Below are 21,148 nucleotides of genomic sequence, written 5' to 3'. Positions count from 1 at the left end.
GACACGCTCAGAGCGTCTGTTCCAGGGTGCGCAGCAGCACATCAACCTTGGTCAACGACTCCTGGTATTCGGCCTGCCAGTTGGAGTCGGCCACGATTCCACCACCGCCCCAGCAGGAGACCTGGCCGTCCTTGAACAGCAGCGTACGGATGGCGATCGAGCTGTCCATCTCGCCGCGCACGTCCAGATAGAGCAGGGAGCCGCAGTAGATGGCGCGGCGGGTCGGTTCCAGTTCGTCGATGATCTGCATGGCACGGATTTTCGGCGCGCCGGTAATCGAGCCGCCCGGGAAGCTGCCGAGCAACAGGTCGATGCTGTCTTTGCCGGGCGCCAGCTGTCCGGTCACGCAACTCACCAAGTGGTGCACGTTGGGGTAGCTTTCCAGAGCAAAGAGCTCCGGTACCCGCACCGAGCCAATGGCGCAGCTGCGCCCCAGGTCATTGCGCAGCAGGTCGACGATCATCAGGTTCTCTGCGCGATCCTTACGGCTGCTCAGCAGTTCTGCCGCGTTGGCTTGGTCACTTGATTCGGTGTTGCCACGTGGCCGGGTGCCCTTGATCGGTCGCGTTTCCACGTGCCCCTGGCTGACCTTGAGAAAGCGTTCTGGCGACAGGCTGACGATGGCGTCATCAACGCCCAGGCTCAGATAGGCAGAGAAGGGTGTCGGGCAGGCCTGGCGCAGCAGGCCGAAGGCAGGCCAGGGGTTGCCCTGATAGGGGGCCTGGAAGCGTTGCGCGAAGTTGACCTGGTAACAGTCGCCACTGTGGATGTAGTCCTGAATGCGCCCGATCGCCTCGGCGTAACCCGCCTGACTGATGTCCGCCTGAAAGGGGGCCTGCAAGGCAAAGCTGCCCGCCGCCGGTGGGGCGTCGCTGCGTAGCAGTTGCAGCAGTCTGTCGCGGCGGGCATCTGGCAGACTGGGGTGGCAGACCAGCTGGCAGCGCTGTTCATGGTGATCGGTGATCAGCGCCCAGTCATACAGGCCGAAGCTCGCCTGCGGCATCTGCAGGTCATCCCGTGCCTGGCTGGGCAAATCTTCCAGTCGACGGCCGAAGTCGTAGCTGAGGTAGCCGATCAAGCCGCCTGCGAACGGCAACTCGCACCCATCAGGCAGCGTGGCGTGGCCCAGTCGGGTGAGGGCGTCACGCAGGCGCGCGGCAAAGTCGTTGGCCGATTCGTCACTGCCGATTTGCAGCTGGGCCAATGGCCAGGCACTGATTAGGTCATAGCGTCCGCGCTCGGCATTGGGGCGCCCGGCATCGAGCAGTACGGCCCCCTCTGCACAACGGAGTCGCTTGAAGTAGTCGGCAGGGTCAGCTCGGTAGGCGAGCGCAATAACGGAGCAGGTCGGCATCAGGTCTGGCCAGGGAGGCGAGGACGCCGATTGTAGACTGCCGGCTGCCTTCGTCCTAGAGCCTCTCTGCGGGTTTACTTGAACGGCGGGTGCTGATTAGTATGAGCGTATCCCAGAGGGACGATAGCCCTCACTACAATGATAATGAACCAGGGATATTGGCTGTGGACGATGTTCAGGATCCGGCTGCTGACAGCCTTTTGCGTTCCAAATTGACCCCTCCGCGGGTACCTGCCGATAACGTGCCCCGCCCGGGTTTGCAGCGTGCGCTGGCCGAGCATGCCGATGCACGTCTGCTGCTGCTGTGCGCGCCAGCCGGCTTCGGCAAGACCACGGCGCTGGCCACACTGGCCGAACAGCGCCAGCAGGGCGGCGACAGCACGGCCTGGTTGTTTCTCGCGGCCGAGGATGATGATCCTGCGCGCTTCTTCACTCACCTGATCGACAGTCTCGCCCTGGCCGTGCCGGGTTTTGGCGAGCAGGCACTGGGCTATCTGCAGAACGTGATTCAGGTGCCGGTGGCGGCGGTTGTCGATTGCCTGTTGCTCGATCTGGCCAATCTGGAGCGACCACTGTTTCTGGTACTGGATGATCTGCACCTGGTACAGAATCGCGAGATTCTCGCTGCCCTGACTCGTCTGGTGCAGTTGGCGCCGGCTGCCTTCACCCTGGCGATTGGCAGTCGCAACCTGCCATCGATGAGTCTCGCGACCCTGCGGGCCAAGGGCCAGCTGCTGGAAATCGGTCAGGATGAGCTGCGTCTGTCCGCGGTCGAGGCACGGCATTATCTGGAACGCAGCGGCCTGTCGCTTGGCGAGGAGTCCTTCGCCCAGTTGTATGACCATACCGAGGGCTGGATGATCGGCCTCAACCTGGCCAGCCTGTGGTTGCGCAATCGACCGGAGGCGGCGGCCGAAGTGCGTGGCCTCAGTGGTGATCAGAGTGCCGTGGGCAACTATCTGCTGAGCGGGGTGTTCGAGCGACTGCCGGCCGATTTACAGGAATCGCTGCTGGCCCTGGGCGTGCCCAGCCAGCTGTGTGGCGACCTGGCCAGCACCCTGTGTGGCCGCCAGGATGGTCAGGCGTTGCTGGAACAACTGGAGCAGCAACAGCTGTTTCTGGTGCCGCTGGATCGCGAACGCCAGTGGTATCGCTTCCATCATCTGTTTGCCGAATTTCTCCGCCAGCGCCTGCGCGAGCGCGATCCTGACCGGCTCAAGCAACTGCATTTCAATGCCTGTCTGTGGTTTGCCAACCACCGCATGCAGAACCTGGCGATCGAGCATGCGGCGCTGGCCGAAGACCCGGAGATGCTGGCCGCGCTGGTCGATGGTTGCGGCCTGGAGCTGATCAATCGCGGCCAGCTGAGCTCCATCTATCGCTGGCGCCTGAAGGTGCCGGATGAGATCGCCGAGCGTTATCCAATCCTGATTCTCGCCGACGTCTGGGACAAGGCCTCGACCTTGGCACTGCCCGAAGCCAATCGCATGCTCGATGAGCTGCTGGCGCGCTGGGGCGATGGCAAGGCCGATGCCCTGAATAACGACAGCTATGTGGCAGCGCTGGCCGTCAAGGCTGTGATCTCGCTGCAGAAGGATGACCTTGAGCAGTGCGTGACCCTGGTGCGCCGGATCGAACCGCGCCTGGGTCAGCAGTCGGCCTTTCTCGAGGTGGCCATGCTGGTCATCGGAGCACTGGCTCACACCATGCTTGCGCAGCCGGACCAGGCGCGGCGCTTGCTTGGCTTGGCGCAACAGCGCAATCACTTCCTCGAAGGGCGTTACCTCGACATGCAGCTGTCCAATGTCGAGGTGATCCTGGCGCTGGAGCAGGGCAGCATCAAGCAGGCGCATGACCTGTGTGCGCAGTTGCACGCGAAGGCCATGCCGAGCTTTGCCGGCTCGGCTACCGCGCTGGCCTTGCCGACCATTACCGAGGCGCTGATCGACTACCAACAGGGCCGTTACAGTGGTCTGGAAGAGCGCCTGATGCGCGGTCTCAAGCACGTCGACGTGATCAATCCGATCGATCTCTACGCCCAGGGCATGCTTGGTCTGGCGCGTGTGCAGCGCATGCAGATGCGGCCCAAGGATGCCCTCAATACCCTGCTGACCATGCAGAATCTGGCAGCGCGCAACCAGTCCTGGCGTTTTTACGCGCTGGCACTGGTCGATGAGATTGCCTTGATCCTGCAGGAACCTGCCACCGACCGTCTCAAGCGTGCCGAGCAGCGGCTCAAGAGTGTCGATTGGGACAAGCTGGCGGTGCAGTATCGCCAGCAGGGCTACAACCCGGTTCATTGGCTGCAGGGCCTGATTCGGGTGCGCCTGCAGCAGGCACGCGGGCATTTCAGTGAGGCCCTGCACGAGATCACTCAGTTGCGTGGCCAGCTCTTGCCCAACTGGCATGGCCTGCAACGCCTGCGTCTGGATCTGCTGGCGGCCCTCAGCTATCAGCGGCTGGGCTATCAGGAGCGTGCTTATAGCCTGCTGGTGCAGTGCCTGGTCGGTGCCGAGCGCGAAGGCGTGCGCAGTCTGTTCGTCGAGGAGGGTGAAGCCATTCGCCAGTTGCTGCAGCAGCTGGAGGCAGCCGAACGCCAGCCCGCGTTGCAGGGCTTTATCCGCAGTCTGCTGGCGATCTGGCCGGGAGAGGCCGCGAGCAAGGCGCAAGATGTACTGGAGGAGGGGTTGACCGAGCGTGAGCGCGAGGTGGTCTGCCTGGCGGCACGCGGCCACTCCAACGAGGAAATCGGCCAGCAGTTGAGTCTGGCCCTCGGCACGGTGAAGTGGCACCTGCACAACATCTACGAGAAGCTCAAGGTACGTAATCGGACGCAAGCGATCCGGCGTGCCCGCGAGTTGGGATTGCTTGAATAATGACTGCGAAAAGCCTCGCGAAAAAACGCCTACCCCTGCTGCCAACCAAACTTTACCCGCCGGAGTTGGGTGGGCGTCCGATGCTGGTGCGTGGTGCATTGATCGAGCGTCTGTTCGATCAGCGTGACAAGCGCCTGCTGATCCTAAGTGCCCCCGCTGGCTTTGGCAAAAGCACGGTGCTTTATCAGTTCGGTCAACGTTTGCAGCAGACCGGTGCCCGGCTGGCCTGGTTGTCCTGCGATGAGGCCGACAGCGAGCCGCAGCGCCTTCTGCTCTATCTCATCGGTGCCATCGAGCGTGTGGTGCCCGGCTTTGGCGAACAGGTCAGCAACCTGTTGCACAGCGAGATCACGTTGCCACTCGAAGCGCTGGTCGATGCTTTTCAGGCCGATTTGCAGAAAGTCGAAGGCGAGCTCTACGTGGCCCTGGATGACTTTCATCGCATTCGTCATCCGGGCCTGGTCAGCGGTGCCCGTTATCTGGTCGAGCGCCTGCCGAAGAATGTCCACCTGATTACCTGTACCCGTTTCAAGCCACGTTTCCTGTATGACGAGCCGTGGGCGTTCTGGCTCAAGGCCGAGGATCTGCGCCTGAGCCTGGCCGAAACCCAGGCCTACCTGCTGGATGTGCGTCAGCTGGAACTGTCCGAGGCCGAAGTGGAGTTGCTCTACCGGCGCACCGAGGGCTGGATAACCGCGTTGCACCTGGCGGTGCTGGCCTTGCAGCGGCACAGCGATCGGGCGGCGTTCCTGGCCGAACTCAGCGGCACTGAACGCAATATCGCCGACTACCTGGCCGAGGATGTTCTCGACAGTCTGCCCGAAGACCTGCAGCGCTTTCTCGAGCAGACCTCGATACTCGATGAGTTCAATGCCGACCTATGCAATGCCCTGACGGGTGAGCGTGACGGGCAGGATCTGCTGGATCGCCTGCAGGGGGATCAGTTGTTCCTGATCGCCCTGGATGATCATGGCGAGTGGTTCCGTTATCACCATCTGTTTGCCGAGTTCCTTCAGGGGCGCCTGAATAAGCGTGGCGATGCCGGGCGTCTGCTACATGCGGCGGCGCGCTGGTGCGAAGGCCATGATCTGGCGGATCGGGCGATTCGCTACGCACTTCGGGCGCGCGACTACAGCTTCGCCGCCGAGTTGCTCGAGCGCCAGGGTGCGCGCCTGGTAGCCGGCAACCGGGTCTACGCGATCCTGGCCATGCTCAAGTCGGTGCCGGCCGAGGTGATTCGCGATCATGTGGTGTTTCAGATCTTCTACGCCTGGCAGCTGGCTTTCGAGCAGCGCTTTGCCGAGGCCGAGGCATTGATCGAGGAGCTCAGCGGACGTTTGCTGCAGGGGCGTGGCAAGGCCATGCACTTTGGCATGACCGAACTGCTGGCTGTCACCCAGGTGCTCAAGGCGCTGGTGCTGCTCTATCAGGACAAGCTGGAGGCATGCCTGAAGATTGCCCGTCAGTGGTTGGCCATGGTGCCGGAAAATCAGCCCGTGTTCCGCGCCAGCCTCAGCTGCGTGCAGGCGGCCGCTTATGCCTTGCTTGGCGAGTTTGGCGAAGCGAGCAAGGCGATTACCGTGGCGCGCACCTGTCTGCGGGTGGCCGATAGCGAATACCTCAACGTGGTGACCAGCCTGATCGAGGCGCTGATCTGCAAGGAGTGCGGCGAGCTGGAGAGAGGGCGCTCGATCTCCGAGGCGGCCCGGGCTCGGGTTGAACGGGTGTTTGGCCGGCGCAGCCGGGTGGGTGGCCCGTTGTCGCTGGCCTATGCCGACCTGCTCTACGAACAGGATCGCCATGCGGCAATCCTCACCGAGCTGCCGCGGGCCACGACCTGGCGCGATGTGGCGACGCCTGTCGAGCTGGTCAGTCGTGGTCAGCTGGTCATGGCGCGTGGGCGTTTCTTTGCCGGCGAAGCCGAGCAGGCGCTGGAGCAGCTCGATGAGTGGATCGCCGGCCTGCATGGCCCGGGCTACGAGCGGGTCTATGCCCATGCCATCGCCTGCAAGGTGCAGTTTCTGCTGTGGCTGCGCAGGCCCAATGAGGCGGAGCGCAGCTGTCTGCAGCTGGAACGTCACCTGGCGGTACTGCCCGAGGGGCGCTATCCGGACGCTCATGTTTCCCTGGCATTGGCGCAGGCGCATCTGGCGCTCAGTGAGCGACGTGCCGACAAGGCTCAGGCTCAGCTGGAGCAGTGTTTGGCAAAACAGACAGCAGAGCACCAGCGTGATCGGCGTCTGCGTCTGTCGTTGTTACTTTCTGTGGCAAGCTGGCGCAAGGGTAACAGTGACAAGGCCTTCGCCCTTTTCCAGTCTGTGCTGGAGGAAGCCTGGGCGCGTGGTTACCGGCGCCTGTTTCTCGATGAAGCACTGTGGCTGCTGCCGCTGTGGGAGGCCTGGAGTCAGGCCGAGCCGCTGCAAGCCCAGGGCTGGAGCGGCCTGGCCGAAGGGTTGCGCGAGCAATGCCGGCGGCTGGCGGTGGATCCTGAGGCCTTCGAAGAGAATCAGGACATCAGCCACAGGGAGCGAGAAATCCTCCGGTTTGTCGCGGCCGGCCTGTCCAATCGTGATATCGCCCAGGCGGTTCACCTGTCCGAGGCCACCATCAAGTGGCATCTGCACAACCTCTTTGCCAAGCTCGGTGTTCGCAGCCGGACCCAGGCAGTACTCAAAGGCAAGAGCATGGGGTTACTCAGCGAGGCCTGAGCCGGGTGTTTGGAAAAATGCTCGGCAATCCGCCATCCCTTGGATGGGCTGGCAGGTGGGGGTGAGGAAAGTAGCTTGTGTCCCAGGACGAGAGGCAACCCGCCTCACGGAACCAGGCCCGATCGACCAGGGATAACCGGTCGGGCTTGGCGATCGGCGAAAGTCGGTCCTGCTGGTGCTGACAGGCTGTCAGCATGAGTAACCGGGGAAACCCCACCTGCGAACTTTGGAGACATAAAATAATGAAAAGCTTCAAACAACTGGCTCTGGCTGCTGCTGTTCTGTCTGCTTCCTTCATGGCTCAAGCCGAACTGAAATCCATGGATGACGCTTCCATGTCCGCGGTAACCGGTCAGGCCGGTATCAGCATCGCCGGTGACTTCTCCGGCACCGTCGGTAACGTTGCCTACATCGACGATGGCAACAAGCTGAACCTGAGCGGTATCTCCATGACTGGCTTTGCCATTGCCGATGCCAACCCGCTGACCGTCGACGTAATCGACGATGGCGGCGTGCAGAAGCTGCAGATTGGCCTGCCTGCCATGACCGGTACCGTCACCGTGGCCAACATCAACATCGGTGGCAACTATGCCGGCGGTACTCTGACCGGTGGCACCAGCATCGGCGGTCTGGCTATCTCCGACATCAACATGGGTGGCTCGGCCATTCGTGTTTGGGGTCACTGATTCCTGATTTAAGCGGTACATGGAAGGCCTTATCGGCGCAAGCCGATAAGGCCTTTCTCTAGGTGGTCATTTGGAGTTGTAGGCATGATCGAGATTTTGCTGGGGAGTCTGCTGGGGGTGTTCGGTTTCACCCAGGCGGTGGACACCAAGCCGCAGCCGGAAGGCGCTGTGAATATCTCCCAGCCGTTGACCACCAGTTCCGCCACGGTCAATCGTGAGCGCGTGCAACTGGAGCCGATGAGCGAACTGCAGTTTCGCAATGTCGTCAGGCAGGCTTACGACTACAGCTGTGGATCTGCTGCGTTGACCACCATGCTGGACTATTACCTGGGGCGTAACCTGGAGGAGCGCCAGGTGATGGAAGGCTTGCTGCGTTTTGGCGAGGCCGAAAAGATTGTCCAGCGCCGCGGTTTTTCGTTGCTCGACATGAAGCGCTTTGTCGGTGCCTTGGGTTACAAGAGCGGCGGCTTCAAGGCCGAGTTCAAGGATCTCGACGACCTTGAGCACCCCGCGATCGTCCCGGTGCACTATGCCGGTTTCAAGCACTTCGTCGTGGTGCGCGATGTCTACAACGATCATGTATTCATCGCCGACCCGTCGCTGGGCAATATCAGCTTTACCCGTGCCCGCTTCGAAGAAGTGTGGGACCAGAATATCTTGTTCGTGATCTACCCCAGTGGTCAGGAGCCGCAGAATGCTCTGGCACTGGCTGATCGCGATTTGCGCATCATCGATGATCGTACGGTCAGTCTGCTGGCTTTTCGCGAGTTTCCGCAGATCACCAAATTCAGTGAGAACCAGGCTACCGAGCTCGGCTCGAATGGGAACATTCACTACATTCGCCGAAAATAATTCACCCGGCATAACAATAAAGAACTGGGGATAGAGTGATGGATGTTAGGGGGTATGCGGTCGTCGGGCTGCTCGTGCTGTGCAGTGCGGGCAGTGTCTGGGCTGACGAGGCGGCGGTTGAAGATGCGCGTCAGGCGCTGACCAAGAAGGATGACGATGCCGACAGCGCCAAGGCGCTTGAGGAGGTCTTTCAGGCCGCCGAGCAGAGCTACACCCTGCTCAAGAAGGGCGAACGCACGCTGACCTACGGTGTCGACTACTCGCTGGTGCGCGACACCATGATCGAGACCGTTCAGCGCGGCACCGACAGCTATAGCGTCATTGGCCAGAGTGAAGCACAGCATACCTTCACCAACTCATTCACCTTCGACTATGGCGTGTGGGACAACATGACCTTCAGCGTGCGACTGCCGCTGGTGGCCAAGTTCGATACCGAACGCGACATGAATGCCTACAGCCTCGGCGACGTCTCGGCCAGTCTGCGTTACCAGCCCTGGGCGTCGGTTGCTGGCAAGCCTGTCACCACGCTGTATGCGACCCTCGGGTTGCCCACCGGCGATAGCCCGTATGAAATGAATATCGATGATGACCTGTCGACCGGCAGCGGCTTCTACAGCCTGGGTTTCGGCAGCAACATGTCCTATGTGGTCGACCCGGTCGTGCTGTTCGGCTCTCTGGGTTACACCATCAATTTCGCCGACACCGATATCAGTCAGGTTCGCGGTGGGCGCCTGCTTAACAAGGTTGAACCTGGCGACACCATTTCCGCCAGCATGGGCTTTGCCTACGCGCTGTCCTATGACGTTTCGCTTTCGGCGTCCTATCAGATGGCCTACACCCTGGCCGACAAGTACTACTTCCAGGATCAGACGATCGAAGGTACCGAACAGACCAGTGCGGTCATGAACTTCTCTCTGGGCTTGCGCACGGCGCCCGATTACATCGTCAACGTCAACGCCGGTTTCGGCATGACCGAAGACTCCCCCGATGTGTTGCTGGGCGTTTCTGTGCCTCTGGACATCAAGGGCCTCAAGGCCGAATAACGCGCAAGCAGGTGCAGCATGAAGTTTTCTTTTCTGCCGCTGGCGCGGTTGCTCGCCGGGGTTGGGGCGATCATGGCCGGTGTTGCTCAGGCGCAACTGGCCAACAACCTGACCATTGGCAACCCCAAGGCCATGGGGCTGGCCAATGCGGTGACGGCCGACTCCACTGGTATCGATGCCGTGCATTACAACCCGGCGGCACTGACCAAGCTCAAGGGGCGGCAGACCACGGTGAAATTTCTCACCGGGGTCATGGATATCCGCGCCGGGTTTGATGCGCCGGCAGGCTATGGCGAGGATTTTTTTGGCTACAGCGATGATCCTGAAGCCAACAGCAGCAGCCGCACCCTGACTCCGGCGATGTACCTGCCTGGCCTGGGCGGCATGACCGAAGTGCCCATGCTGTTTGCGCCGCTGGCGGGTCTGTCGATCAATCCGCCGGGCTCCAAGTTCACCTTCGCCACCAACGTTTATGCACCGATGGCGTTGGGTTATTCGCGCGATGACGATGACCCAGGGCGCTTTCAGGGCAAGGAAGTGGCGCTGCAGCGCATCACCTATTTCTCGCCATCGCTGGGCTACGAGGTCAACGACGAGCTGGCCCTGGGCCTGTCGATCGGTTTTTCCCATCAGGCCATGGCACTCAATCAGGATTTCCGTAACCCGGGTTTGCTGACCGGGGTCGCGCGACTGTTCAACGAGGCGCTGTGCGTGCCGGGGCTGGAGCTGGTCCAGATATTGGCCAACTTCTGTGGTGGCAAGTTGAGCCCGTTCGATTCGCTGGCCAATCTGGATCTTGACCTGCAGCAGAGCCTCTCGCCGACCTACAACCTGGGGGTGCTGTGGGAGCCGACAGACTGGTTCGCCTGGGGCGCGACCTATCAGAGCGAGGCGCGCATGCACCTCAAGGGCAAGTACCGGGTCGACTATTCCAAGGACTGGCAGGGCTTCTGGAGTGGCATGCAGGGCTCCTTGTTCGGCGCGATCCTGTCGCCGCTGTTTCCTTACGGCAATGTCGACGAGGAAATCGGCAATGCCTCACTCGATCTGACTTACCCGGACAACTTTTCCACCGGTATCAAGCTCAAGCCGTTCGACAAGTGGCAGTTCAACATGGACTGGCGTTGGAGCGGCTACAGCGACTGGAACGAGTTCGAAATCAAGTTCGACCGCGAGCTGGATGTGCTGCGCATTGCCAAGAACTTCGATCCGGCCAATGCCACGGCCAATACCCTGACCCTGGATCGTGGCTACGAGGACACCTGGAGCTGGGCCCTGGGTGTGCAGTATGACTTGAATGAGCGGGTGCAGCTGCGTGCCGGTTATGAGTGGCGTCCATCAGCAATTCCCGATGACAAAGCCGATGCCTTGGCGCCTATCGGCGACGCACATCTCTATGGTCTTGGCGTGGGTTATCGCTGGGACAAGGAAACGCAGATCGATCTGGGCTTCAACTACTTTGTCAGCAAAACCGATATCCCGGCCAATACCAGCTGCAACATCAACTGCACGGGCCTGGATAATCTGGTCTACAACCCTTACGCCGGCATGGATGTGGAAACCTCGGTGCATGCGTATATTCTGGCGCTGACCTACCAAACGGTGTTCTGACGTGCGTGCCAGTCCTTTTGTGTTTCTACCGCTGCTTCTGGCCTCGGCTACCCTGCAGGCGGCCGCAGGTCGCTATCTCACCTGGGTCGACGAGCAGGGGCGGGTGCACAATACCTTCGTCGATGGCCGATATGCCGAGCAGCAGCGTCAGGCCGAGAGACGTATCAGTCTGAGCGATGAAGCGCGCCAGCTGGATGAGCAGAACGCGCGTTGGCCGGGCAGCAAGGCTTCAGGTGAAAGCAAGCGGCGCTATTTCACCTGGGTTGATGGCAGCGGCAACCTGCAGAACAGCTTCTATGCCAACAACCCGGTGGGTGGTCAGGGACGCGACTACCTGCTGCCCAATGGCGAGCGCAGCGGCGAATACATCGATGCCGATGTGCTGGAAGGCAAGGGCTTTCGCCGCAGTGAGAATGGCGAATCCTATTACACCTGGGTCGACGAGCAGGGGCGTATGCATAACTCGACCGTGCCCAGCGGCGACCCTGCCGCGCGCTCGTCGGGGCAGGATGGAGCGATCAAGTACACCGAAGGGCGTCAGGTCCAGTTCAAGCAGGCTGCTGCCAATCTGCCGGGCCTGGATGGCCAGCCAACCGAGGCCATGCGTGCCTTGCTGGGTGGTAGCCCCGAAGAGCAGGAGGGCCTGTATGCCGAGCTGGTCGATCAGTGTTGCGGGCAGATGCTGGATGATGATTTCAGTGAGCTGAGTGCTGCGGAGCCGCGTTACGAGGAGATCAATAACTTCTCGCCGAGTTTCGATTTCCCCATGGGGCGCAGCTACTACGCAGCGGTGAAGCTGCCCAGTTCCTATCGCACCTACGGTTTGCGAGTGCGCAGTTTTGCCAACCAGAAGGTGGTTTATCCCTCGCTGCTGTTCCTCGATGAGGCCAAGCGGCCGACGCGTCTGGTCAGCGATGCGGTGTATCAACTGCATGGCGAAACCTGGTATCGCTATGCCTTCATCGAGGGAACCGTGCCAGTCGAAGCTGACAAGGGCGAGCGCTACGTCCTGCTGCTGAGTACCGATGAGGATCGCAGCCTGAAGACGCTGGACAACAAGCCCTTCAAGCGCCCTCTGCAAGATCTGGCAGTCAATGAGGCAGGGATGCAGGTGCATGAGCATGCCGAGCAGGGTTCATTCGAGCTGGCTGTGGTGCGCTGATCGCCGCGCAATAAAAAGCCCGGATCAACCGGGCTTTTTTGTTTCTGCCAGAGCGCTTCAGACTTCGCTTGTGACGACGTGACCGAAGGCCTGCTGGGAGAAGCGAACGCGTTCTTCCGGGGTTTCCTGAATACCTTTCTTCTGCATCTCGGCGATATGGGCCTCAATGGCATTGGTACGCAGGGCCAGGCCGCAGTCGTTGGCGATCTGGATGTTGAGGCCCGGGCGGGCGTTGAGCTCGAGGATCAGCGGTCCCTTGTCCTGGTCCAGCACCATGTCCACGCCGATATAGCCGAGGCCGCATAGCTCGTAGCAGCCGGCCGCGAGCTTCATGAAACCATCCCAGTTGGGCAACTGTACGCCGTCCACGGCGTTGGCCGTGTCCGGGTGCTTGCTAATCTTGTTGTTCAGCCAGGTGCCCTTGAGGGTGATGCCGGTCGCCAGGTCCACACCGACGCCGATGGCGCCCTGGTGCAGGTTGGCCTTGCCGTTGGACTGGCGGGTCGGCAGGCGCAGCATGGCCATCACCGGGTAGCCCATCAGCACGATGATGCGAATGTCCGGCACGCCTTCATAGCTGATGCTCTTGAAGATCGGGTCCGGCTTGACGCGGTACTCGATCAGCGCGCGGTCACGGTGGCCGCCCAGGGAGTAGAGGCCGGTAAGGATACTCGACAGCTGGTACTCGATTTCGTCATGGCTGACGATCTTGCCCGAGACGGTCTTGTAGCGCCCTTCGAAGCGGTCGGCGATCACCAGGATACCGTCACCGCCGGCACCCTGCGCCGGCTTGATGACGAAGTCATTGTGCTCGCCTATGATCGAGTCGAGTTTCTCGATCTCCTTCTCGGTGGAGATCACGCCATACATTTCCGGCACATGAATGCCGGCTTCGATGGCGCGCTGCTTGGTGATGATCTTGTCATCGACAATGGGATACAGGTGACGCTTGTTGTACTTCAGCACGAAGTCCGCATTGCGTCGGTTGATGCCCATGATGCCTTTGGCATTCAGGTCCTTCCAGCGTTTCCAGAGACCGATCATGGCTCAATCCTTCAGGAAGGCTTTGAAACGGAACAGTTCGGTCAGGCGGTAGCCGCGGTAGCGACCCATCGCCAGCATGAAGCCCACCAGAATCAGCAGGACCGCCGGGAAGGTGAAGACGAAGTAGGTCAGTTCCGGAATGCTCATCAGGGCGTGCGCCAGCGAGGCGGCAATGATGGTGCCCACGGCGACCTTGAAGGCATGGTTGCCGCCACGCTCTTCCCAGGTAATGGACAGGCGCTCGATGGTCATGGTCAGGATCACCATCGGGAACAGGGCCACCGACAGGCCGCGCTCCAGGCCCAGCTTGTGGCTGAACAGGCTGATCACGGCGATCAGGACCACCACGAAGGTCAGCACCACCGACAGCCTGGGCAGCATCTGCAACTTGAGGTGCTCAAGGTAGGAGCGCAGCGACAGGCCCAGGGCGGTGATCAGGGTGAACAGGGCGATACCGAAGCCCAGCTGGGTTTCGCGGAAGGCCAGGGCAATCAGCACCGGGGTGAAGGTGCCGAGCGTCTGCAGGCCGCCGAGGTTGCGCAGGATCAGGATCACCAGCACGCCGATCGGGATCATGATCATGATCTGGTAGGTCTGCTGGGTCTGCAGCGGCAGGCCGTACAGCGAGTATTCGAGGAAGCCGGCACTGGTGTTGGCGTCCGACAGCTTGGCCAGGTGAATGGCATTCATTTCGCTGTTGTTCAGGCTGAACGTCACCTGGGCTTTCTTGCCACCATCCAGATTGACCAGCGGCTCGTCACCGGTCCACCAGATCACGCGATCATTGGGCAGGCCCTGCTCGCCGGTTTCCGGGTTGAAATACAGCCAGTTCTCACCATTGAAGGTGCGCAGCCACAGTTCCGGGGTCTGCTGCTCGCTGGCCAGGCGTACGGTGTGCACGCGCTGCAGCGGGACGTGGGCGATGGACAGCAGCAGATCGGCGATCTTGGCTTTGTTGCCGACCGAGCTGTCGCCGCCGAGCAGTAGTTTGACGTTGTCGTCCTTCTCGTTGTTGACCCGCTTGATGGTCTCGCTGACGAAGGTTTCGACGTCGGCCGAGTGCTGGCGAATCGGGGCGAGCAGGGCTTCGGCGGCAATCTTCTCGGCGCCTTCAACTGGCAGGCTGTCGCGGAAGATCGGTCCCTTTTCCTTGGGCTTCTCGCCGCTGTAGCGCTTGGTCAGTACCAGACGGTAATACAGGGTCTGCTTGCCACTGGCGCGGCGGGCCGACCAGGTTACCTTGCGGTTGCCTTCGGCACGGTTGACGCTGACGCCATAGTTATTGGAGATGAAACTCTCGTTCAGGCTCACGTAGTCCTGATTCAGCGGCGGGACAAACATCTGCATTTTGACCGGCACACTGGGCGAGGCCTGGAACTCGACCTTGGCGTCGATGTTCCACAGATCGTCGGTCTCATCTTCGGTCACCGGAATGCCAAGGATGAAGATCTGGTAGGCCGTAATCAGTACACCCAGGCTCACCAGCAGGGTGATGAGAACTTTCAGATGCAGATTCAGAGAGCGCATGTAGGTTACTCGGCAGCAAGAGCTTCAGACGTGCAGCGCGGTTTGCCGGCTGCGTATTTCACACTGGGGTCAATCAGGGCGCCGAAGCGCTTGAGCGCCTCGGAGCCAATCAGCAAGGGGTACTGGAAGGCGCTGCGGTCGGTCAGGTTGACCTCGATGTTGCGCAGCGCCGTGCCCATGCACAGTTCAAGCTCGATCACCGGCCGGGCCGTGTAGGTTTTGCCTTCCTCGGGATTGAAGTCGCCGGCGCGGCGCTTGATCTTGCTGATGCGCGACAGCGGCCGTTCGATCGGATGTTCGTGGGCGTCGTCGATGGCCAGGTAGAAACGTACCCAGGTCTCGCCATCGCGCTTGAATCGCTCGATATCGCGGGCGCTCAGCGAGGCCGTCTTGGCGCCGGTATCGAGCTTGGCCGCGACCTGCAGATCCATGCCTTGCAGGCGCGCGTATTCGTTCAGGCCATACACGGTCTTTTCCACGGCGAGCGCGGTGCCCGAGAGGAAAGTCAGCAGGGTGGCAAGAAGGGCTAGGCGGGTCATAGGGTCCGGATGGCTGCGGGGCGTGCGAATGACTATCGAGTCTAGCAGCTGACTGGGTGCTGCCGACCGGATGTTATTTCGCGGCATTCTAACACGCGCTTTTTCAGTGGCGACAGGTGCTTAGCGCACGATCTGAAGTCCTGCCCGAGCTTTGGCGACGAATCCGTTTGTCGCTAGATTGTCGACAATCAAATAAAAATGTTTGACATGTGTGGCTCTGGATTGCTGATAATTGCCTCAATCAAAGCGATGGTGTCGACAATATGTCCGAGCAGGCGCTGCCCATTCTGGATGACACGGAAACCCTCTCCGAGCAGGTGTTCCGTACTATCCAGGCGGCCATTGTCAAAGGTGAGATCGCTCCCGGCAGCAAGATTTCCGAGCCGGAGCTTGCACGCACCTACGGCATCAGTCGCGGGCCGCTGCGCGAGGCCATTCACCGTCTGGAAGGACAGAAGCTGCTGGTCCGCGTTCCCCATGTCGGTGCGCGCGTGGTGTCGCTGTCGCATGCCGAGCTGATCGAGCTGTACGAGATCCGTGAGTCTCTGGAGGGGATGGCCTGTCGTCTGGCGGCCGAGCGCATGACTCAGGCCGAGATCGATGATCTGCGCCGGGTGCTCGACCTGCATGAGCAGGACGCCGCCTTCAAGGCCGGGGTTGGCTATTACCAGCAGGAAGGCGATTTCGACTTCCATTACCGGATCATCCAGGGCAGCGGCAATCAGACCCTCAGCCGCATGCTCTGTGGCGAGCTGTACCAACTGGTGCGCATGTACCGCCTGCAGTTTTCCGCCACGCCCAATCGGCCGCGACAGGCCTTTGCCGAGCATCACCGCATTCTCGATGCCATCGCCGAGCGTGATGGCGAGCTGGCCGAACTGCTGATGCGCCGCCATATCGCAGCCTCCAAACGCAATATCGAACGCCACTACCAGGCCAGCCAGGCCCGTGGCGCCACCGTCAAACCGTCGAAGTCCCGAGGTGAGTCATGAGTCAAGCAACTCCCGGCCAGCGTTTCCGCGCGGCGATTGCTGCCGAGCAGCCACTGCAGATCATCGGTGCCATCAATGCCAACCACGCGCTGCTGGCCAAGCGTGCCGGCTTCAAGGCCATTTACCTTTCCGGTGGCGGTGTGGCGGCTGGCTCTCTGGGCTTGCCGGACCTGGGCATCAATACCCTGGATGATGTGCTCACCGACGTGCGCCGCATCACCGACGTCTGCGATCTGCCGCTCTTGGTGGACATCGACACCGGCTTTGGCCCCAGCGCCTTCAACATCGAGCGCACCATCAAGAACCTGATCAAGGCCGGTGCCGCCGCGGCCCACATCGAGGATCAGGTCGGCGCCAAGCGTTGCGGCCATCGTCCGGGCAAGGAAATCGTTTCCTGTGAGGAGATGGTTGACCGCGTGCGCGCCGCCGCTGACGCCAAGACCGACCCGGACTTCTTCCTTATCGCCCGCACCGACGCCATCCAGGCCGAGGGCGTGGACGCAGCCATCGAGCGCTGCCAGGCCTACGTCGAGGCTGGTGCCGACGGCATCTTTGCCGAGGCTGCCTACGACCTGCCGACCTACAAGCGCTTCGTCGACGCGCTGAAGGTGCCGGTGCTGGCCAACATCACCGAGTTCGGCGCGACCCCGCTGTTCACCCGCGACGAGCTGGCCTCGGTTGGTGTGGCCATGCAGCTCTATCCGCTGTCGGCGTTCCGTGCCGCCAACAAGGCCGCCGAGGCGGTCTACACCTCGATTCGCCAGAACGGTCACCAGAAGGATGTCATCGACCTGATGCAGACCCGCATGGAACTGTACGACCGCATCGGCTACCACGCTTTCGAGCAGAAGCTCGACGCGCTGTTCGCCCAGAAGAAGAACTGACCAGATCACTTGCCTGAAGAGGACCGATAACCATGGCTGAAGCAAAAGTATTGGGTGGCGCCGGCCTGCGTGGCCAGGTGGCCGGGCAGACCGAACTGTGCACCGTGGGCAAGACCGGTGCCGGTCTGACTTACCGTGGCTACGACGTGCGTGAACTGGCGGAAAAATGCTGCTTCGAGGAAGTGGCCTACCTGCTGCTGTACGGCGCTCTGCCGAACAAGAGCCAGCTGGCTGTCTATAAGGAAAAACTGCAGGGCCTGCGTGGCCTGCCGCTGGAACTGAAGGAAGTGCTGGAGCGTATTCCGGCCGACGCCCATCCGATGGACGTGATGCGCACCGGCGCTTCCATGCTCGGCACCTTGGAGCCGGAGCTGTCATTCGAGCAGCAGCGCGACGTGGCCGACCGCCTGCTCGCCGTGTTCCCGGCGATCATGTGCTACTGGTACCGCTACAGCCATGACGGCGTGCGTATCGACACCATTACTGACGAAGACGGCATTGCCGGTCACTTCCTGCATCTGCTGCACAGCAAGCGTCCGAGCGAGCTACATGTGCGGGTGATGAACGTCTCGCTGATCCTCTACGCCGAGCACGAGTTCAACGCCTCTACCTTCACTGCCCGTGTCTGCGCCTCGACCCTGTCCGACCTGTACTCCTGCGTCACCGGTGCCATCGGCTCGCTGCGCGGCCCGCTGCATGGCGGTGCCAACGAGGCGGCCATGGAACTGATTGAGCGTTTCAGCAGCCCCGAAGAGGCAGTCACCGAGCTGCTGGCCATGCTGGCGCGCAAGGACAAGATCATGGGCTTCGGTCATGCGATCTATAAGGAAAGCGACCCGCGCAACGAAGTGATCAAACAGTGGTCCCAGCGCCTGGCCGAAGAAGTGGGCGACAGCGTGCTGTTCCCGGTTTCCGTGGCCATCGACGAAACCATGTGGGCGCAGAAGAAACTGTTCCCCAACGCCGACTTCTACCATGCTTCGGCGTACCACTTCATGGGCATCCCGACCAAGCTGTTCACCCCGATCTTCGTCTGCTCGCGCACCAGCGGCTGGACCGCGCACGTGTTCGAGCAGCGGGCCAACAACCGCATCATCCGCCCGAGTGCCGACTATATCGGCGTCGAGCAGCGTGCCGTGCCGGCCCTGGATCAGCGCTGAGTAGGGCGGGGCGCCCACTGCCGGTGCCCCGACTGCCTTCCTTATTCGAAAGAGTCTTTCCGTGATGAACACCGCCTACCGCAAAGCCCTGCCGGGCACCGTGCTGGACTATTACGACACCCGTGCCGCCGTTGATGCCATCGTGCCGGGCGCCTACGCCAAGCTGCCGTACACCTCCCGTGTGCTGGCCGAGCAGTTGGTGCGCCGCTGCGAACCCGAGGCGCTGACCGATTCGCTCAAGCAGCTGATCGAGCGCAAGCGCGACCTCGACTTCCCCTGGTATCCGGCCCGCGTGGTGTGCCACGACATCCTCGGTCAGACCGCGTTGGTCGACCTGGCTGGCCTGCGCGATGCGATTGCCGAGAGGGGCGGTGACCCGTCCAAGGTCAACCCGGTGGTGCCGACCCAACTGATCGTCGACCACTCGCTGGCCGTTGAGTTCGGCGGTTTCGATCCGGATGCCTTCGAGAAGAACCGCGCAGTGGAGGAGCGTCGCAACGAGGATCGTTTCCACTTTATCGAGTGGACGAAAACGGCCTTTAAAAACGTCGATGTGATTCCGGCCGGCAACGGCATCATGCACCAGATCAACCTGGAGAAAATGAGCCCGGTGATCCAGGCGCGCGGCGGCGTGGCCTTCCCCGATACTTGCGTCGGCACCGACTCGCACACTCCGCACGTGGATGCCCTGGGCGTGATCGCCATTGGCGTCGGTGGCCTGGAAGCGGAAACCGTGATGCTCGGTCTGCCGTCGATGATGCGCCTGCCCGATATCGTCGGCGTCAGGCTCACCGGCAAGCGCCAGCCCGGCATCACCGCCACCGACATCGTGCTGGCCATCACCGAGTTCCTGCGCAAGGAGCGTGTGGTCGGCGCCTATGTCGAATTCTTCGGCGAGGGAGCGGACAGCCTGTCGATCGGCGACCGCGCGACCATTTCCAACATGTGCCCGGAATACGGCGCCACTGCCTCGATGTTCTACATCGACCAGCAGACCATCGACTACCTCAAGCTGACCGGTCGTGAGCCGGAGCAGGTGGCGCTGGTCGAGAACTACGCCAAGCTCACCGGCCTGTGGGCCGACGCGCTGGTCACCGCCGAGTACGAGCGCGTGCTGGAGTTCGACCTATCGACCGTGGTGCGCAACATGGCCGGCCCGTCCAACCCGCACAAGCGCCTGCCGACCTCGGCACTGCATGAGCGCGGCATTGCCGACGAAGCCAAGCTCGCTGCAGCCAAGGCCGAGGAAGCCGAAGGCCTGCTGCCCGATGGCGCGGTCATCATTGCCGCCATCACCAGCTGCACCAACACCTCCAACCCGCGCAACGTGGTCGCCGCAGGCCTCTTGGCGAAGAAGGCCAACGAGCTGGGTCTGGTGCGCAAGCCCTGGGTCAAGACCTCGTTCGCCCCGGGTTCCAAGGTCGCCAAGCTGTATCTGGAAGAAGCCGGCCTGCTGACCGAGCTGGAAAAGCTCGGCTTCGGCATCGTCGCTTACGCTTGCACCACCTGTAACGGCATGTCCGGTGCGCTGGATCCGGTGATCCAGCAGGAAATCATCGACCGCGACCTGTATGCCACCGCCGTGCTATCGGGTAACCGCAACTTCGACGGCCGTATCCACCCCTACGCCAAGCAGGCCTTCCTGGCCTCGCCGCCACTGGTGGTCGCCTACGCGATCGCCGGTACCGTGCGTTTCGATATCGAGCAAGACGTACTGGGCACCGACAAGAACGGCAACCCGATCACTCTCAAGGACCTGTGGCCGAGCGATGAGGAGATCGACGCTATCGTCGCTGCCAGCGTGAAACCGGAGCAGTTCAAGCAGATCTACATCCCTATGTTCGATCTGGGCACCGTTCAGGAGGCCGAAAGCCCGCTGTACGACTGGCGTCCGATGTCCACCTACATCCGCCGTCCGCCTTACTGGGAGGGCGCGCTGGCTGGTTTACGCACGCTCAAGGGCATGCTGCCGCTGGCGATCCTGCCGGATAACATCACCACCGACCACCTGTCGCCGTCCAATGCCATCCTGCTGGATTCGGCTGCCGGCGAGTACCTGGCGAAGATGGGTTTGCCGGAAGAGGACTTCAACTCCTACGCCACCCACCGCGGCGATCACCTGACCGCTCAACGCGCCACCTTTGCCAACCCGCAGCTGGTCAACGAAATGGCCGTGGTCGACGGTGTGGTGAAGAAGGGTTCGCTTGCGCGCGTGGAACCCGAGGGCAAGGTGATGCGCATGTGGGAAGCCATCGAAACCTACATGAACCGCAAGCAGAACCTGATCATCGTTGCCGGTGCCGACTACGGCCAGGGCAGCTCGCGTGACTGGGCTGCCAAGGGCGTGCGTCTGGCCGGCGTGGAAGTGATCGTGGCGGAAGGCTTCGAGCGCATCCACCGCACCAACCTGGTGGGCATGGGCGTGCTGCCGGTGGAGTTCAAGCCGGGTACCACCCGCCTGACCCTTGGCCTCGACGGTACCGAGACCTATGACATCGAAGGCGATATCTCGCCGCGTTGCGACCTGACTCTGGTGGTCAATCGCCGCAACGGCGAGGTGGTCAAGGTGCCGGTGACCTGCCGTCTGGATACTGCCGCCGAGGTGCATGTGTACAAGGCTGGCGGTGTGCTGCAGCGCTTCGCCCAGGACTTCTTGGAGTCCACTGCTGGCTAAGGTCGACGCTCGTCCCTCTCCCTTCGGGAGAGGGAC

General features: G+C 61.7%; 15 protein-coding genes. 11 read left to right on the top strand and 4 right to left on the bottom strand.

The genetic code is table 11. The annotated features are described in order from the left end of the window. Positions 1-7: 7 nt before the first annotated feature. On the bottom strand, positions 8-1,354 hold the full coding sequence (gene pabB, locus HNP49_RS09200) for an aminodeoxychorismate synthase component I (RefSeq protein ID WP_184682602.1): 1,347 nt from the start codon (positions 1,352-1,354) through the stop codon (positions 8-10). A 164-nt stretch (positions 1,355-1,518) separates the two neighbouring features. On the opposite strand from pabB, the gene HNP49_RS09195 reads away from it, so the two are divergent. The 7 genes from HNP49_RS09195 (at position 1,519) to HNP49_RS09165 (ending at position 12,292) form a co-directional block, all read left to right on the top strand. Continuing rightward, the gene (locus HNP49_RS09195) at positions 1,519-4,230 is read left to right on the top strand and encodes a LuxR C-terminal-related transcriptional regulator (protein WP_311772094.1); all 2,712 of its coding nucleotides are present in this window, start codon (positions 1,519-1,521) and stop codon (positions 4,228-4,230) included. Then, positions 4,230-6,938: a LuxR C-terminal-related transcriptional regulator gene (locus HNP49_RS09190; protein WP_184682598.1), complete on the top strand. Its 2,709-nt coding sequence runs from the start codon at positions 4,230-4,232 to the stop codon at positions 6,936-6,938. Before HNP49_RS09195 ends, HNP49_RS09190 begins: the two co-directional genes overlap by 1 nt. 242 nt (positions 6,939-7,180) lie before the next feature. Continuing rightward, positions 7,181-7,624 (top strand): DUF6160 family protein, encoded by a 444-nt coding sequence (locus HNP49_RS09185; protein ID WP_184682596.1) that lies wholly within the window; start codon positions 7,181-7,183, stop codon positions 7,622-7,624. 84 nt (positions 7,625-7,708) lie between these two features. After that, a complete protein-coding gene (locus HNP49_RS09180) occupies positions 7,709-8,476 on the top strand; it encodes a C39 family peptidase (protein WP_184682594.1) in 768 nt (255 codons plus the stop codon). Between the two features lie 38 nt (positions 8,477-8,514). After that, positions 8,515-9,519, top strand: a complete 1,005-nt coding sequence (locus tag HNP49_RS09175; protein ID WP_184682593.1) for a transporter — start codon at positions 8,515-8,517, stop codon at positions 9,517-9,519. An 18-nt stretch (positions 9,520-9,537) separates the two neighbouring features. After that, entirely contained in the window at positions 9,538-11,130 is a 1,593-nt protein-coding gene (locus tag HNP49_RS09170) for an outer membrane protein transport protein (RefSeq protein WP_184682591.1), read from the top strand. Position 11,131: 1 nt separating this feature from the next. Next, the gene (locus HNP49_RS09165) at positions 11,132-12,292 is read left to right on the top strand and encodes a MalM family protein (RefSeq protein WP_184682589.1); all 1,161 of its coding nucleotides are present in this window, start codon (positions 11,132-11,134) and stop codon (positions 12,290-12,292) included. Between the two features lie 57 nt (positions 12,293-12,349). Here HNP49_RS09165 and HNP49_RS09160 read toward each other — a convergent pair whose 3' ends face one another. From HNP49_RS09160 to HNP49_RS09150, 3 genes are read right to left on the bottom strand one after another with little or no spacing between them, the layout of a single operon-like run. Next, a complete protein-coding gene (locus HNP49_RS09160) occupies positions 12,350-13,333 on the bottom strand; it encodes an alpha-L-glutamate ligase-like protein (RefSeq protein WP_184683428.1) in 984 nt (327 codons plus the stop codon). A 6-nt stretch (positions 13,334-13,339) separates the two neighbouring features. After that, complete coding sequence (locus tag HNP49_RS09155; protein WP_184682588.1) at positions 13,340-14,863, bottom strand: inactive transglutaminase family protein; 1,524 nt, start codon at positions 14,861-14,863, stop codon at positions 13,340-13,342. Positions 14,864-14,868: 5 nt separating this feature from the next. Continuing rightward, on the bottom strand, positions 14,869-15,402 hold the full coding sequence (locus tag HNP49_RS09150) for an ATP-dependent zinc protease (protein ID WP_184682586.1): 534 nt from the start codon (positions 15,400-15,402) through the stop codon (positions 14,869-14,871). 263 nt (positions 15,403-15,665) lie between these two features. On the opposite strand from HNP49_RS09150, the gene HNP49_RS09145 reads away from it, so the two are divergent. From HNP49_RS09145 to acnD, 4 genes are all read left to right on the top strand, one after another. After that, positions 15,666-16,394, top strand: a complete 729-nt coding sequence (locus HNP49_RS09145; RefSeq protein ID WP_184682585.1) for a GntR family transcriptional regulator — start codon at positions 15,666-15,668, stop codon at positions 16,392-16,394. Next, positions 16,391-17,278 (top strand): methylisocitrate lyase, encoded by an 888-nt coding sequence (prpB, locus tag HNP49_RS09140; protein WP_184682584.1) that lies wholly within the window; start codon positions 16,391-16,393, stop codon positions 17,276-17,278. The genes HNP49_RS09145 and prpB overlap by 4 nt, the downstream gene beginning before the upstream one ends. Before the next feature lie 32 nt (positions 17,279-17,310). Next, positions 17,311-18,438, top strand: coding sequence for a 2-methylcitrate synthase (gene prpC, locus HNP49_RS09135; RefSeq protein WP_184682583.1), 1,128 nt, complete (start codon positions 17,311-17,313; stop codon positions 18,436-18,438). Positions 18,439-18,502: 64 nt separating this feature from the next. Continuing rightward, positions 18,503-21,112, top strand: coding sequence for a Fe/S-dependent 2-methylisocitrate dehydratase AcnD (acnD, locus tag HNP49_RS09130; protein ID WP_184682582.1), 2,610 nt, complete (start codon positions 18,503-18,505; stop codon positions 21,110-21,112). Positions 21,113-21,148: the final 36 nt, after the last annotated feature.

The sequence above is a fragment of the Pseudomonas fluvialis genome (genome assembly GCF_014207935.1).
Classification (GTDB): Bacteria; Pseudomonadota; Gammaproteobacteria; order Pseudomonadales; family Pseudomonadaceae; genus Aquipseudomonas; species Aquipseudomonas fluvialis_A.
Note: the sequence above shows the minus strand (reverse complement) of the source record. Positions and strands in the feature narration are given on the sequence as shown.

What these genes read in the sequence shown, in the direction of transcription:
- HNP49_RS09170 (WP_184682591.1), top strand. Translation starts at nt 9,538, where the DNA reads ATGAAGTTTTCTTTTCTGCCGCTGGCGCGGTTGCTCGCCGGGGTTGGG.
- HNP49_RS09180 (WP_184682594.1), top strand. Translation starts at nt 7,709, where the DNA reads ATGATCGAGATTTTGCTGGGGAGTCTGCTGGGGGTGTTCGGTTTCACC.
- HNP49_RS09150 (WP_184682586.1), bottom strand. Translation starts at nt 15,402, where the DNA reads ATGACCCGCCTAGCCCTTCTTGCCACCCTGCTGACTTTCCTCTCGGGC.
- prpB (WP_184682584.1), top strand. Translation starts at nt 16,391, where the DNA reads ATGAGTCAAGCAACTCCCGGCCAGCGTTTCCGCGCGGCGATTGCTGCC.
- HNP49_RS09185 (WP_184682596.1), top strand. Translation starts at nt 7,181, where the DNA reads ATGAAAAGCTTCAAACAACTGGCTCTGGCTGCTGCTGTTCTGTCTGCT.
- HNP49_RS09190 (WP_184682598.1), top strand. Translation starts at nt 4,230, where the DNA reads ATGACTGCGAAAAGCCTCGCGAAAAAACGCCTACCCCTGCTGCCAACC.
- HNP49_RS09145 (WP_184682585.1), top strand. Translation starts at nt 15,666, where the DNA reads ATGTCCGAGCAGGCGCTGCCCATTCTGGATGACACGGAAACCCTCTCC.
- acnD (WP_184682582.1), top strand. Translation starts at nt 18,503, where the DNA reads ATGAACACCGCCTACCGCAAAGCCCTGCCGGGCACCGTGCTGGACTAT.
- pabB (WP_184682602.1), bottom strand. Translation starts at nt 1,354, where the DNA reads ATGCCGACCTGCTCCGTTATTGCGCTCGCCTACCGAGCTGACCCTGCC.
- HNP49_RS09155 (WP_184682588.1), bottom strand. Translation starts at nt 14,863, where the DNA reads ATGCGCTCTCTGAATCTGCATCTGAAAGTTCTCATCACCCTGCTGGTG.
- HNP49_RS09175 (WP_184682593.1), top strand. Translation starts at nt 8,515, where the DNA reads ATGGATGTTAGGGGGTATGCGGTCGTCGGGCTGCTCGTGCTGTGCAGT.
- prpC (WP_184682583.1), top strand. Translation starts at nt 17,311, where the DNA reads ATGGCTGAAGCAAAAGTATTGGGTGGCGCCGGCCTGCGTGGCCAGGTG.